Origin of the sequence: Phycicoccus sp. DTK01, from assembly GCF_017312765.1 — a bacterium.
GTDB lineage: Bacteria > Actinomycetota > Actinomycetes > Actinomycetales > Dermatophilaceae > Phycicoccus > Phycicoccus jejuensis.
The window spans coordinates 122,808-136,747 of record NZ_BOPU01000006.1; the positions used below are offsets into that span (position 1 = coordinate 122,808).

13 protein-coding genes are annotated in these 13,940 nt (G+C 73.6%); 11 read left to right on the top strand and 2 right to left on the bottom strand.

Annotated elements, in window-relative coordinates:
• Position 1 precedes the first annotated feature (1 nt).
• The 9 genes from J3473_RS14015 to J3473_RS14055 all read left to right on the top strand — a co-directional run bounded on the left by J3473_RS14015 (position 2) and on the right by J3473_RS14055 (position 10,086).
• The gene (locus tag J3473_RS14015; RefSeq protein WP_207024373.1) at positions 2-844 is read left to right on the top strand and encodes a phosphoenolpyruvate hydrolase family protein; all 843 of its coding nucleotides are present in this window, start codon (positions 2-4) and stop codon (positions 842-844) included.
• Positions 841-2,070, top strand: a complete 1,230-nt coding sequence (locus J3473_RS14020; protein WP_207024375.1) for a Tm-1-like ATP-binding domain-containing protein — start codon at positions 841-843, stop codon at positions 2,068-2,070. Before J3473_RS14015 ends, J3473_RS14020 begins: the two co-directional genes overlap by 4 nt.
• Entirely contained in the window at positions 2,067-3,650 is a 1,584-nt protein-coding gene (locus J3473_RS14025; RefSeq protein ID WP_207024377.1) for an NAD(P)/FAD-dependent oxidoreductase, read from the top strand. The genes J3473_RS14020 and J3473_RS14025 overlap by 4 nt, the downstream gene beginning before the upstream one ends.
• Entirely contained in the window at positions 3,647-5,614 is a 1,968-nt protein-coding gene (locus J3473_RS14030) for an acetoacetate--CoA ligase (RefSeq protein WP_207024379.1), read from the top strand. The genes J3473_RS14025 and J3473_RS14030 overlap by 4 nt, the downstream gene beginning before the upstream one ends.
• The gene (locus tag J3473_RS14035) at positions 5,614-6,762 is read left to right on the top strand and encodes a thiolase family protein (RefSeq protein WP_207024381.1); all 1,149 of its coding nucleotides are present in this window, start codon (positions 5,614-5,616) and stop codon (positions 6,760-6,762) included. Before J3473_RS14030 ends, J3473_RS14035 begins: the two co-directional genes overlap by 1 nt.
• A 10-nt stretch (positions 6,763-6,772) precedes the next feature.
• Positions 6,773-7,195, top strand: a complete 423-nt coding sequence (locus J3473_RS14040; protein ID WP_207024383.1) for a Zn-ribbon domain-containing OB-fold protein — start codon at positions 6,773-6,775, stop codon at positions 7,193-7,195.
• Positions 7,192-8,358 carry an acetyl-CoA C-acyltransferase gene (locus J3473_RS14045; RefSeq protein WP_207024385.1) on the top strand — a complete coding sequence of 389 codons (1,167 nt, stop codon included), beginning with the start codon at positions 7,192-7,194 and terminating at the stop codon, positions 8,356-8,358. The genes J3473_RS14040 and J3473_RS14045 overlap by 4 nt, the downstream gene beginning before the upstream one ends.
• A 67-nt stretch (positions 8,359-8,425) precedes the next feature.
• Positions 8,426-8,866: a MaoC family dehydratase gene (locus tag J3473_RS14050; protein WP_207024386.1), complete on the top strand. Its 441-nt coding sequence runs from the start codon at positions 8,426-8,428 to the stop codon at positions 8,864-8,866.
• Positions 8,863-10,086 carry a nitrate/nitrite transporter gene (locus J3473_RS14055; protein ID WP_207024388.1) on the top strand — a complete coding sequence of 408 codons (1,224 nt, stop codon included), beginning with the start codon at positions 8,863-8,865 and terminating at the stop codon, positions 10,084-10,086. Before J3473_RS14050 ends, J3473_RS14055 begins: the two co-directional genes overlap by 4 nt.
• Positions 10,087-10,678: 592 nt before the next feature.
• Here the strand turns inward: J3473_RS14055 and J3473_RS14060 are convergent.
• Positions 10,679-11,047, bottom strand: a complete 369-nt coding sequence (locus tag J3473_RS14060; protein WP_207024389.1) for a nuclear transport factor 2 family protein — start codon at positions 11,045-11,047, stop codon at positions 10,679-10,681.
• 78 nt (positions 11,048-11,125) lie between these two features.
• On the opposite strand from J3473_RS14060, the gene J3473_RS14065 reads away from it, so the two are divergent.
• Together J3473_RS14065 and J3473_RS14070 are read left to right on the top strand one after the other, a co-directional pair.
• A complete protein-coding gene (locus J3473_RS14065) occupies positions 11,126-11,932 on the top strand; it encodes a MerR family transcriptional regulator (RefSeq protein WP_207024390.1) in 807 nt (268 codons plus the stop codon).
• Positions 11,933-12,048: 116 nt separating this feature from the next.
• Positions 12,049-12,984, top strand: coding sequence for an SDR family NAD(P)-dependent oxidoreductase (locus J3473_RS14070; protein WP_207024393.1), 936 nt, complete (start codon positions 12,049-12,051; stop codon positions 12,982-12,984).
• A 94-nt stretch (positions 12,985-13,078) separates the two neighbouring features.
• Here the strand turns inward: J3473_RS14070 and J3473_RS14075 are convergent, their stop codons facing one another.
• Positions 13,079-13,915, bottom strand: a complete 837-nt coding sequence (locus J3473_RS14075) for a helix-turn-helix transcriptional regulator (RefSeq protein WP_242525877.1) — start codon at positions 13,913-13,915, stop codon at positions 13,079-13,081.
• Positions 13,916-13,940: the final 25 nt, after the last annotated feature.

The following is a 13,940-nucleotide window of genomic DNA, read 5'->3' on the forward strand; positions in this document are numbered from 1 at the left end:
CATGTACTCGAGAGACGAGGTCCTGGCCCGGCTGCACGCCGAGGTCGAGGCCGGACGCCCCGTGGTCGGTGCCGGCGCGGGAACGGGGATCTCGGCGAAGTTCGCCGAGCGGGGCGGGGCCGACCTCATCCTCATCTACAACTCCGGGCGCTTCCGGATGGGCGGGCACGGCTCCAACGCAGGCCTGCTCGCGATCGGCGACGCGAACGCGATCGTCCTCGAGATGGGTGAGCGGGAGGTGCTGCCGGTCGTCCGGGACACCCCCGTCATCGCCGGCGTCAACGGCACCGACCCCACCCGGGTCATGCCGCGGTTCCTCACGACGCTGCAGCACGCCGGGTTCGCCGGGGTGATCAACTTCCCGAGCCACGGCATCATCGACGGTCGCTGGCGCCAGAGCCTCGAGGAGACCGGCTTCGGCTACGACCGCGAGGTCGAGATGATCCGGCAGGCCGCCGACCTGGGCCTGTTCACGATGGCCTACTCCTTCACGCCGGACGAGGCCTGCCGGATGGTCGAGGCCGGCGTCGACGTCGTCGTCGCGCACATGGGCCTGACGACCGGGGGCTCGATCGGGGCGACGGACGCCTTCGCCCGCTCGCTGGACGAGTGCGTGGACGTCGTCAACGCCATCTCCGACGCCGTCCGCAGCCTGCGCCCCGACGTCATGGTCGTCAGCCACGGTGGACCCATCGCGACACCCGACGACGCCGGCTACGTCCTCGAGCACACCCGCTCCGTCGGGTTCATCGGTGCCTCGAGCATCGAGCGCATCCCCATCGAGGAACCGATCCGCGCCGTGGTGTCGGCCTTCAAGGACCAGAAGCTCGGGACGGACCGGTGACCGACCCCTCGGCGCCGACCGTCGTGGTCGCCGGGGCCTTCGACACCAAACCCGAAGCCCTGCAGCTGCTCTGCGACCTCGTGCGCCGGCACGGCTGTCGGGTCCACCGCGTCGACTTCGGTCTCGGAGACCACGCCTCGGACGCCGAGACGACGCCGGAACGGCTGGCCGAGCGGTCGGGGCGCACGCTCGCGGCCATCCGGTCCACGGGGCGTGGCGCGGCGCTCGACACGATGGGCGCCGCGGTCGGAGAGGTGCTCACCGGCCTGCACGCGGTCGGGTCCGTCGACGCCTTCGTCGTCGTCGGCGGGTCCGGTGCCGGCACCGTGTTCGCCGCGGCGGCCCCTCGCCTGCCGTTCGGGGTGCCCAAGGTGCTGGCGTCGACGGTCGTCGCCGGGGACACCCGCGGCTACCTGCAGGGGACGGACGCGGTGCTCCTCTACCCGGTGGTCGACGTCGAGGGCATGAACGGCATCCTCCGCGACGTGGTGCGGCGGACCGCGACGACCTGTGCGGCGCTCGCCCGTGACCACCACGTCGGTGCCACGGACACCCCCTCCTCCGGACCCCGTGTCGCGATGACGATGTTCGGCATCACGACCCGGTGCGTCTCCGCCGCCCGGGCCCGGCTCGAGTCCACCGGCGCGGAGGTCTCGGTCTTCCACGCCAACGGCACCGGCGGAGCCACCCTCGAACGGCTCGTCGCGGAGGGGCGCGTCGACGCCGTGCTCGACGTCACGACGACGGAGCTGGCCGACCTGGTCGCCGGCGGCACGCTGTCGGCCGGGCCCGACCGGCTCACCGCCGCCGCCCGGCACGGAGTCCCGCAGGTGGTCGTGCCGGGGGCCATCGACTGCGTCAACTTCGGTGCGAGGCAGTCCGTCCCGGAACGGTTCTCGGGGCGCACCCTGCACCGGCACAACGAGCACGTCACCCTGATGCGGTCCGACCCGGACGAGAACGCGCGGCTGGGACGACTCTTCGCCGACCGGGTGGCGAGCGCCCCGGCGACGACCACGGTCGTGCTGCCGCTCGGGGGCTTCTCCGAGCTGGACGCCCCCGGCATGCCGTTCTGGTCGCCACCCGCCGACGCCGCGTTCCGCGACGCGTTCCGCGGCGCGGTCGACCCCTCGGTCCGCGTGGTGGAGTCCGAGGACAACATCAACGACCCGGCGTTCGCGGAGCTCCTCGTCGCCGAGCTCTGTGCGCTCCGGGAGGCACGATGACGAGCACGACGTCGGGACCGGATGCGCCCTCGGCCGCCGACGTGGACGTCGTCGTCATCGGTGCCGGCATGGCGGGCCTGAGCTCCGCACGGTGGTTGCGGGCGCAGGGCTTCCGGGTGCTCGTGCTCGAGTCCCACGCCGACCTCGGCGGGCAGTGGAACCGGGAGAACCCCAACAGCGGGGTGTGGCCGGCGATGCGCACCAACACCGCGCGCTTCCTCACCCACTTCTCGGACCTCGACTACGCCGACGGGATCGCGATGTTCCCCCGCAACGGCGAGGTCCTGGACCTGCTGCGCGCCTACGTGGCGATGTTCGACCTCGACGAGTCCCTGCGGTTCGGCTGCCTGGTCGACCGCGTCGGCCGCGCCGAGCACGGGGGCTGGACGGTCACCTGGACGCAGGACGGCGGGCCTCGCACGGTCACCGTCCCGCGGGTGGTCGTCGCCTCCGGGCGGTACAACCTGCCCGAGATCCCGCCGATCGACGGCCTCGGCTCCTTCTCGGGGCCCGGGGGCGTCAGTCACGCCTTCCGGTACAAGGACCCCGACCGCTACCGCGGACAGACGGTCGTGGTGTGCGGCGGGAGCATCTCGGCCCTGGAGATCGCGAGCGACCTCGCCATGATCGGCGCCGAGGTCCACCTCGCGCAGCGACGCCAGCGCTACGTCATGCCGAAGATGGTCGCCGGCACGCCCATCGAGTCCTACGTCTTCTCGCGGTCGTGGGCCCTGGCGCAGCAGGAGCTGCCCGTGGAGGAGATCCACCGCACCACCGCCGAGCGGGTGCTGCGCCTGGGCGGGGACCCGACGCGCTACGGTGCGCCGGCGCCGCACGCGGACATCGCGCGCGCGGGTGTGACGGGCAGCCCCCACTACCTCAACCTCGTCGCGGAGGACCGCGTCACGACCCACCCCTGGGTGGCGCGGGTGCACGACCGCTCGGTGGAGTTCACCGACGGCACGTCGGTCGAGGCCGAGGCGATCGTCGTCGCCACCGGCTTCCACCTCAACCTCCCCTTCCTCGACGACGAGATCCGCCGGACCATTCGTCTCACCCCGACGTCGATGGCCTTGGCCGACTTCACCTTCCACCCGGACACCCCGGGGCTGGCCTTCGCCGGCCTCTGGTCACAGCTCGGCCCGTACGCCGTGCCGCTGGAGCAGCAAGCCCGGTACGTGGCCTACACCTGGGGCGGCACGATCGCTGCGGCGTCCCGTGAGGAGCTGCAGGCCGCCGTCCTCGCCGGTGTCGCAGAGGGGCACCACGACGGCTACCGCGAGCAGCACGAGATGGCCATCCGCTTCGGCCGGCTCGCCGGTGTCGACCCGGCGGACGTCGACGACCCGGAGCTGGCCGTCGTGCTGCCGTTCGCCACGGTGACCGCCGACACCTTCCGCCTCGTGGGTCCCGACGCCGCGCCGGACGCGGGGTCACGAGTGCTGCGCGACTTCTGGCGGTACGGCACACCGGAGGACCGCGAGCACGTACGGCGACGGCTGCAGGAGATGCAGCAAGTCCCGCCGGCCCCGGGACCGCCCGTCGGCTCGGGCGACCTCGCCCCGAGCGGTGCACCGTGACGACCCCGCTGGCCCCGGTCCTGTGGGAGCTCGACGCCGAGCGCCGGGAGCAGACCCATCTCGCGCGGTTCGCCGCCCGCGTCGGCCTCGCCCACGAGCCCTACGCGACGCTGCACCGCTGGTCGGTGGCCGACCCGGGCGCCTTCTGGAGCCACGTGTGGGAGTACGCCGAGCTCGAGGGGGACCCCGGCGCCACGACCTTCGTGCGCGACGAGGAGCACCCGATGACGGGCTCGCGCTTCTTCCCCGACGGCGTCACCAACCTGGCCGCCAACCTCCTGCGTGGGCCGGCCCACGAGACGGTCGTCGTCGAGGCCGGCGAACGCGGCGTCGCCGGGTCGCTCACCCGCGCCGAGCTGCGCACCGGGGTCGCCCGGGCCCAGGCCGTGCTGGACGGGCTGGGGGTCGAGCCCGGCGACCGGGTCGCCGGGCTCCTCCCCAACACCGCCGACGCGCTCTGCTACACCCTCGCGACCCTGGCGTCCGGTGCGGTGTGGACCTCGTGCGCACCCGAGTTCGGGCCCGCCGGCGTGCTGGACCGGCTGGGCCAGGTCGAGCCCGTGGTCCTCGTCGCCGCCGAGTCCTACGTCTACGACGGCCGCCGCCACGACCTCGCGGAGAAGACGGCCCGCGTCGCCGCGGAGCTGGGCTCGCTGCGGCACGTCGTCCTCGTCGGCGAGCCCATCACCCCGGACCCGGGTGCCGGCTTCGCGGGGGTGCGGGCCGCGGTCCACCGGGCGGCGGACCTCCCCGTCGTGTCCCCGTCCGAACCGCGCTACGCCGACCTCCCCTTCGACCACCCCGCGTTCATCCTCTACACGTCCGGGACGACGGGTCTCCCGAAGTCGATCCTGCACCGCACCGGCGGAGTGCTGCTCAACCTCGTCAAGGAGCACCTCCTCCACGGCGACGTGCGCTCCGGCGACCGGATGCTCTACTTCACGAACACCGCCTGGATGATGTACCACTGGTCGATCTCCGCCCTGGCGTGCGGCGCCTCGGTGGTGCTGTACGACGGGGCCGCCGTCCCCGCGGCCGAACCGGCCCTGCTCTGGCGCCTCGCGGACGAGCTCGAGGTCACCCACTTCGGCACGAGCCCCAAGTACCTCTCGGTCATGGCCGCCCACGGTGTCACGCCCGGCACGACGTGGGAGCTGCACCACCTGCGGGCGATCTTCTCCGCGGGGGCGCCGCTGCTCGACTCCCACTTCTCGTGGGTCTACGCGGAGGTCAAGGCGGACCTGATGCTGGCGTCGATCTCCGGCGGCACCGAGATCCTCGGCTGCTTCGTCCTGGGCAACCCCCTGCTGCCGGTGCGCAGCGCGGAGCTGCAGGCTCCCGGTCTGGGCCTCGCGGTCGCGGCGCTCGACGCACGCGGCCTGCCCGTCGTCGGACGCACGGGCGACCTGGTCTGCACCGAGCCCTTCCCCTCGATGCCGCTGACGTTCTGGGGGCCGGGCGGGCACGAGCGCTACCTCGACAGCTACTTCTCGGAGCGGCCCGAGGTCTGGACCCACGGCGACCTCGTCGAGATGCGTCCCAGCGGCGGGGCCGTCATCACCGGCCGGACCGACACCACCCTCAAGCCCGGCGGCGTCCGGATCGGGACGAGCGAGATCTACCGCGTCGTCGAGGACGACCCGAGCGTCGCCGACTCGATGGCCATCGGCTACCCGCAGGACGACGACCAGGAGATCTGGCTCTTCGTGGTGCCGGCCGCGGGGCGCGAGGTCGACGCCACCGCCCTCCGACGGTCGTTGCGCGCCCAGGCCTCGCCACGGCACGTCCCGCGCCGGGTCTTCCGCGTCGACGCCCTCCCGTACAACCTGGCCGGCAAGAAGGTCGAGGGCGCCGTCCTGTCGACGGTGCTCGGCCGGGAGGTGCGCAACATCGCCTCCCTCGTGAACCCGGAGTCGCTCGCGGCCCTGGCGCCGGAGCTCCTCGACCGGTCGGAGGTGCGCTGATGGACGCCGCCGTCGTCGGCGTCGGCGAGCTCGCCCCGCAGCGGTACAGCGAGGGGCGCACCACCCTCGACCTGGTCGCCGAGGTGAGCCGGCTCGCGCTGGACGACTGCGGGCTCGAGCCCGATGCCGTCGACGGCCTGCTCGTCGGGCCGCAGGTCGGCGAGACCCCCCAGCACGTCCCGGCGACCGTGGCCGAGTACCTGGGCCTGCGCCCCGCGATGGCCGATGTCGTCGACCTCGGTGGCGCCTCCGGCGCCGGGATGGTGTGGCGGGCGGGAGCGGCCATCGCGGCCGGGATGTGCGAGACCGTCCTGTGCGTGCTCGGCAACGCCCGCGAGCGCGGCGTCACACCACGCTCCCCCAACCGCAACCCGATCCGCGAGTTCGACGTCCCCTACGGCGCGTCCGGGGCCAACACCTCCTACGCCCTGCTGGCCCGTCGGCACATGCACGAGTACGGCACGACGAGCGAGCAGCTCGCGAAGCTCGTCGTCGACCAGCGCCTGAACGCCCACCTGCACCCGGACGCGGTCTTCCGCGGCGTCGGGCTGACGGTCGACGACGTGCTCGGGTCACCGATGGTCGTCGACCCGCTGCACCTGCTGGAGATCGTCATGCCGTGCGCCGGCGGCGCGGCCGTCGTCGTGACGAGCGCCGCTCGCGCCCGCTCCTTCCCGCACCCGGTCGTCCGGGTGGCCGGCGCCGGCGAGAAGGTCACCCACCGGGCCATGTCGGCCGCCCAGTCGCTGACCTCGGGTCCGCTGCGACCCGCGATCCAGCGGGCCTACGCCCAGGCGGGCATCACGGCGCGCGACCTCGACCTGCTGTCCCTCTACGACTGCTACAGCATCGTGGCGGCCATCACCCTCGAGGACGCCGGCGTCTGCCCCGTCGGCACCAGCGGTCCGTGGATCGCCGAGCACGACCTGACCTGGCGAGGCGAGCTGCCGCTCAACACGCACGGCGGCCAGCTGTCCTTCGGTCAGGCGGACCTGGCCGGCGGGATGTCCCACCTCGTCGAGGCCGTCCGTCAGCTCCGGCACGAGGCCGGGGACCGCCAGGTGCGCGACGTCGGCACCGCCCTGGTGACCGGCAACGGCGCGACGCTCAGCGAGGCCACCGCCCTCGTCCTGCGTCGACCCGACTGAGGAGGACCCGATGACCGACCCGACGCCCCCGCGTCGACCCGATCCCACCCCGACCCCGCTGACCCAGCCCTACTGGGACGGCGCGCGCGAGCGCGAGCTGCTCTTCCAGCGCTGCACGGACTGCGCCGCCACCGTCTTCCCCCCGCGGGGGCACTGCACGACGTGCTGGCGCCGCTCCTTGCGGTGGGAGCGCAGCACCGGTCACGGCCGGCTCGCCAGCGAGACCCTCGTCCACCGCCCCGGTCATCCCGGCTTCGCGGACGCCGCCCCGTACTCGGTGGCACTCGTCGACCTGGACGAGGGGTTCCGGATGCTCAGCAACGTCGAGGTCCCTGCCGGCACCCGCACCGAGGTCGGGACCCCCCTCGTCGTCACCTGGCGGGAGCAGAACGACTACGTCCTGCCGGTGTTCGTCCCCGAGGAGCCCTCGTGAGCGCCCCCGACCCCGTCCTGCTCGACGGCCTGCGCACACCGTTCGGCCGCTATCGCCGGGCCCTGTCCACCGTTGCGTCCGTCGACCTCGCGGCGCACGTCGTGCGCGCCCTCCTCGAGCGCCACCCGTTCCTCGCCCGCCCGGACGCGACGCTCCACGCCCAGGTCCTGCAGGGCGGCCAGGGCCAGAACCCCGGCCGGCAGGCCGCCGACCGGGGTGGGGTCGACCGCTGCTCGCCGGCCGTGACCCTCAACAACGTGTGCCTCGGCGGGGTGAGCGCCGTCTGGGACGCCTGTCGCCGGGTCACGCTCGGCGAGGGTGACACCTACCTCGTCGGCGGAGCCGACAGCATGAGCCGCGCGGTCCACGCCGGCCTCGTGCGGCAGGGTCCCTCGATGGCCTCCGCCACCCTCGTCGACACCCTGAGCACGGACGGGCTCTGGTGCGCGCTCGACGACCTCTCGATGGGCGTCCTGTCCGACCGCGTCAACGCCGAGCTCGGTATCGGCCGGGACGTCCAGGACCACCTCGCCGCACTCTCGCACGAGCGGGCGCGCGCCGCCCGCGACGAGGGTCGGCTGGCCGAGGAGATCGTCGCACTGGAGGCCGCCGGTCGCGTGGTCGAGCACGACGAGGGCATCCGCGACGCGACGACGCCGGAGTCGCTCGCGGCCCTCGCCCCCGCGTTCGACCCGGCCGGCACCATCACGGCCGGCAATGCCTCGCAGATGACCGACGGCGCCTCGTACGGCGCCGTCGTCAGCGCGGACGTCGCCGAGCGCGAGGGCGTCCGCCCGCTCGCACGCATCCGTGGGTACGCGGAGGTCGCCGGTCCCGACGCCTCCCTGCACCTCAAGCCGGCCGTGGCCGTCGCCCGGGTCCTGGAGCGGGCCGGGCTCACGGTGGCCGACGTGGACCTGCTCGAGATCAACGAGGCCTTCGCCGGTGTCGTCGAGGCCAGCCGGCGGGAGCTGTCGGTGCCGATGGACGTCGTCAACGTCAACGGAGGCGCCATCGCCCTGGGACATCCGCTCGGGGGCACCGGCTTCCGGCTCGTGCTCACGGCTGCGCGTGAGCTGCGGCGTCGGGGCGGCCGGTACGCCGTGGCCTCCCTCTGCGGAGGCGGCGGGCAGGGCGCCGCCCTGCTGCTGGAGGCGGCATGACCCGCACCGACCCGGGCCCGGCGCACGTCTCGGCCCGCCACCAGACCACGACCCGAGGAGACGCACGATGAACGGTTGGACCGGGACGCGCAACGGCATGCCCGAGGTGGGCGCCACGGCGAGCATCACCAAGAGGCTCGGCGCTCACGAGGTCGCGCTGTTCGCCGAGATCAGCGGTGACCACAACCCCCTGCACTTCGACCGGGAGGTCGCGCAGGCGTCGCGCTTCGGTGGCCTGATCACGCACGGTGGTGTCACGTCCGGCCTGCTCAACGCCGTCGTCGCGGAGCACCTCCCCGGCCCGGGGACCGTGTTCCTGTCGACCTCGTGGAACTTCAGGCGGCCCACCTACTTCGACGAGGAGATGACCGCGACGGTGACCGTCTCGACGGTGCGGGAGGACAAGCCGATCTGCACCCTCGCTACGACGGTGACCAACGCCGACGGCGAGGTGTGCATCGACGGTGAGGCGGTCACCTACACCGCTCCGCTCGACCAGGACTCGTGACCTCCGCCACCACCACTCCGTCCACGGGGGTCGTCCCGCCCGGGGCCTACCGCAACCTCGGGTGGCTGGCCCTCGCCCTGCTGCTCAGCATGGCGACGTGGTTCTCCGCGTCCGCCGTCGTCCCGCAGCTGCGCGAGCGGTTCGCCCTGGGGGACACGGGGGCCGCCTGGCTCACCATCGGGGTGCAGGTGGGGTTCATCATCGGCGCGCTGGGCATCGCCCTCACCGGGGCGCCCGACCGGGTGGGAGCACGCCGGCTCATGGGGTGCGGCGCCCTGGCCTCGGCCCTGGCCAACCTGGGGCTCCTCGCCGCCTGGTCGGGCGCGTCCGCCGTCGGCGCCAGGGTCGTCAGCGGGATGTGTCTCGCGGCGGTCTACCCGTCCGCGATGAAGATCGTCGCGACGTGGTTCCGGGCCTCCCGGGCCACCGCCCTGGCCGTGATGATCGGTGCGCTGACCCTGGGGTCGGCCGCCCCCCACCTCGTCGCCGCGACGGGCGGGCTCGACTGGCGGCTGGTCGTCTGGGTGACGACCGGTCTCGGGGCCCTCGGTGGGGTCGTCGTGCTGACGCTGACCGCGGACGGGCCCCACCCCTTCCCGGCCGGGACCTTCCGGCTGCGCGGCGCCGTCCGTGCCTTCTGCGCGCGCCCGGTGCTGCTCACCTCCATCGGCTACTTCGGTCACATGTGGGAGCTGTACGCCATGTGGGCCTGGATCTCGGTCTTCCTCGTCGGTGTCGTCGGGCAGGGCGGCACCGGCAGCCGCACTGCCAGCCTGCTGGCCTTCCTCGTCATCGGCATCGGGTCCGTCGGGTGCTGGGCCGGCGGCCGCCTCGCCGAGCGCGTGGGGTCGGCCCGGGTCGCGATGCTGTGCCTCGTGGTGTCCGGCAGCTGCGCTCTCGCCACGGGGTGGCTCGGCGCGGCTCCGCTCTGGCTCGTCGTCGGGGTCGCCCTCGTCTGGGGGCTGTCCGTGATCCCCGACTCGGCGCAGTTCTCCTCGCTCGTGACGACGGTGGCCGACCAGACCTATGTCGGCAGCATGCTCACCCTGCAGATGGCGATCGGGTACGCCGTCACCGTCCCCATCGTCTGGGTGGTCCCTGCGTTGGAGTCGGCCGCGGGGTGGGGGTGGGCGTTCGCCGCGCTGGCCGCCGGTCCGGCCGTCGCCCTCGTCGCGATGTCGTCGCTGGTCCGGTCGGGGGTGCTCCGTCGCACGCGGTGAGAGGACCGACCTCTGAGCCCGCAGGGCACACCACGGCGCCCCGCCCGACCTGGTGGTCGGACGGGGCGCCGTGGTGTCGGTTCGGCGGCTGTGGCGTCAGCTCCCCCTGCGGAGCTGGCCAGGCCGCCTGGCCTCCAGTCCGGTCCACCGCGAGCCCCTGCGCCCTTGGTGGTTCGTCCGTCCTCACCGGTTCCGCCCTGCACGGAGTGGGTGAGTGCTGACCCGAACTGCTGGATTCACTTGTCGTCCCGAAGACTTCTCGGGTGGCTTCCCTGCCAAGCCCTGTGGGCTGTCGCAGACCGGATTTCGTCGGGCCCCTGCGACCCTCTGTCCTGCCCTTCTGCTGACGATGACTTTACCGGGCCTTTACTCTCGGCGCTCGGATTGGATGGGTTCCGCCCCGAAGATCGGCCGAACGGATGAGTCAGAAATATCCACCTGAGTGCACTCATTCCGAAGCATTGTGCCGAGACGGCCACGGATGCAGCGGAATCGCCAGCAGGGTCCCGGTCACGTCCGCCACCGCGCGGCTCTTGGATGCTGAGACGGGCCGGGACGTGCCTCGCCGAGACCTGCACGCGTCGGTTGCCGTTCACGCCCTCACGGGGACGATGTCCAGCCCGCCGACGAGGTCACCCTCGAGACGGAAGCGGTAGTCGAGGACGGCCACGCCTCCCGGGAAGTCCCCGTCGAGGCGGACCCGCACCGCCCAGCACTCCGGGTCGACGCGGTCGGCGTTCAGGAGGGTCGTCGTGTAGGTGAACTCGTTCCCGGCGCGCTCGAGGAAGGCCCGCACCTCCGAGGTGCCGGCGAAGCGCTCGCCCTGGTCGGTCACCACGGCGTCGGGCCGCAGCTGCTGGAGCGAGGCCTCGACGTCTCCGGCGGCGTGGGCGGCGAGGAAGGAGCGGAGGGTGCCGGGAAGGTCACGGCCCACGGGGTCGAGGTCGGTCGGTGTCGTCATGGGACGACGGTGCGGCCTCCGGCCGGTGGAGGGTCAAGTCGTGGACCCTCCCCCCGGGAGAGGGTGCAGACTCCGGGGATGCGCACCCGGCTGAGCATCGGCGCCTTCTCGAGGATGACCCACCTCAGCGTGCGCACCCTGCGCCGCTACCACGAGACCGGCCTGCTCGTGCCCGACACCGTCGACCCCACCACCGGGTACCGGTACTACAGCGCGGAGCAGATCCCGACGGCGCAGATCATCCACCGCCTGCGCGACCTCGACGTCCCGCTGGCCGAGGTGAAGCGCATCCTCGCGGCCTCCGACCCGGGCTCGAGGTCGGCCCTGGTCGCCGAGCACCTGCGACGGCTCGAAGTCGAGCTCGACCGGACGCGGGGCGCCGTCACCTCCTTGCGCCGCCTCCTCGCGCCGGAACCGGCGCCGGTCCGGGTGGTCGTGAGGACGGTGCCGGCCACGACGGTGGCAGCGGTCGAGGCCGTCGTCGACCACGACGAGGTCCTCGGCTGGTACGCCGGCGCCATGGCCGAGCTCGACGCCACCGTGACCGACCGGGCGGGGCCTCCGGGCGGCGTCTACGACAACGCCCTCTTCGAGGACGGACGCGGCAACGTCCTCGTCTACCGCCCCGCGCTGGACCCACCACGTCGTGGCCGGGTCCGCCCCGTCGAGCTCCCCGCCGTCGAGCTGGTCTCGGCGACCCACGTCGGCGACCACTCGGACATCGACGTGACGTACGGGGAGGTGGGCGCGTGGGTCGCCGACAACGCCCTGGCCGTCGCCGGCCCCGTCCGCGAGGTCTACCTCGTCGGGCCCCGCGACACCGACGACGCCGCCGCCTGGCGCACCGAGATCGGCTGGCCGGTCTTCTCCATCGCGTCGCTCTGACCCCGGCCCTCGTGGGTGGCCCTGACAGGGCCGGACCCGGCGCGGTCTGTCACCACCGTGCGGACCGGCGCACGATCGAGGGGACCAGGCACGCGACACCGAGAGGCACCCTCCCCATGACCGACCGCATCACCAGCCCGTTCGACGCCACCAGCACTGCCGACGAGGTCAGCGCCGGGATCGACCTGACCGGCCGGCGCGCCGTGGTCACGGGCGCCGCCTCCGGAATTGGCGTCGAGACCGCACGCACGCTCGCGCGGCGCGGGGCCGAGGTGACGATCGCGGCCCGCCGGGTCGACGCGGCGGAGGCAGTGGCCGAGGACATCCGCGCCGACACGGGCAACCCGGCGGTGCGCGTGCGCCACCTCGAGCTGACCGACCGGCGCTCGGTCGCCGAGTTCGTCGACGCGTGGTCGGGCCCGCTGGACCTGCTGATCGACAACGCCGGCGTCATGATGATCCAGGACCTGACGCGCACCCCCGAGGGCCGCGAGATGCAGTTCGCGACGAACCACCTCGGCCACGTCCAGCTCACGACGGGCCTGCACCAGGCCCTGGCGTCCGCCGACGACGGTGCGCGCGTCGTGATGGTGAGCTCCACCGGTCATCTCTTCGGGCCGGTCGTCTTCGACGACGTCGACTACCGCTTCCGCGCCTACGACCCACTGTCGGCCTACGCGCAGTCCAAGACCGCCGAGATCCTCTTCGCGGTCGGCGCGAGCCGGCGCTGGTCGGACGACGGCATCACCGTCAACGCGGTGAACCCGGGCGCCATCGCGACCGACCTCCAGCGTCACGTCGGCGGCCGGCTGGCGACGCCGGAGGACGAGCGCAAGACGGTGCAGCAGGGCGCGGCCACGAGCGTCTTCGCCGCCACCTCCCGGCTGCTCGACGGCGTCGGCGGTCGCTACCTCGACGACTGCCAGGAGGCGACCGTCGTCGACGAGCGCAGCCCGGACGCAGGCGGGCTCGCGGGCAGCGTCGCGCGGTACGCGCTCGACCCCGAGGGCGCCGACCGCCTGTGGTCGCTGTCCACCGCCCTCTTGGGCTGACCTGCGCTGACCGGCGCACGCGGCGACCCGCCAGCCGGCCGTCACCTCCGCACGGGCCTTGGGCGGCGGGCGGCGGGCCCCGTCCGCCCTCGGGTCAGCCGCGGGCCGGCGACGAGGGATGCTCGGGGTCGGCCGGGACAAGGCGCTGCAGGGCATCGTGCGACGGCGTCCCCGGCTCGGCGTGGTAGACCACGAGGAGGTGGCCGTCGGAGCCGTTGACGGCCAGCTTCTCGAACCCCAGCGTCATCGCACCCACGTCCGGGTGCACCCACTCGCTGGTCCCACCCACCTTGGCGCGCACGTCCTGCCGTTCCCACAAGGCGCGGAAGCGCGGGCTGGCCGCGCCGAGCTCGTCGACGAGCGAGGTCAGCGCGGGGTCGTCCAGCCGGGCTCCGGCCAGGGACCGGAGCCCCGAGACCGCCTCCTGCGAGGCGCGCTCCCAGTCCGCGTGGAGCGTGCGGGCGCCCGGGTCGAGGAACACCGCGCGGACGAGGTTGGTTCCCACCGTGAAGTGCGGCGACAGGGCGGCGGCGAGGGAGTTGGCGGCGACCACCGTCATCACCCGGTCCTGCACGAACGCCGGGAACGGCAGCTGACGCAGCCAGGACCGCAGGCCGTCGGGGACCTCGTCGTCGAGGCCCGGGGCGGCCGTGGGGGCCCCGGCGGCCGCTCGCCCGAGCTCGTGGAGGTGGGCCATCGCCTCGCCGTCGAGCCGCAGGACCCGGCCGATGGCGTCGAGCACCTGCGTGGACGGGTTGCGGTCGCGCCCCTGCTCGACGCGCGTGTAGTAGTCGGGACTCACCCCGGCGAGCACGGCCAGCTCCTCGCGGCGCAACCCCGCGACGCGGCGCCGACCGCGCGGCATCCCCACCGCATCGGGGCTCACCTGCGCCCGGCGGGCGCGCAGGTAGTCGCCCAGCGCGTTCGACACCAGCAGAGCCTATCGCCGGGCTCGG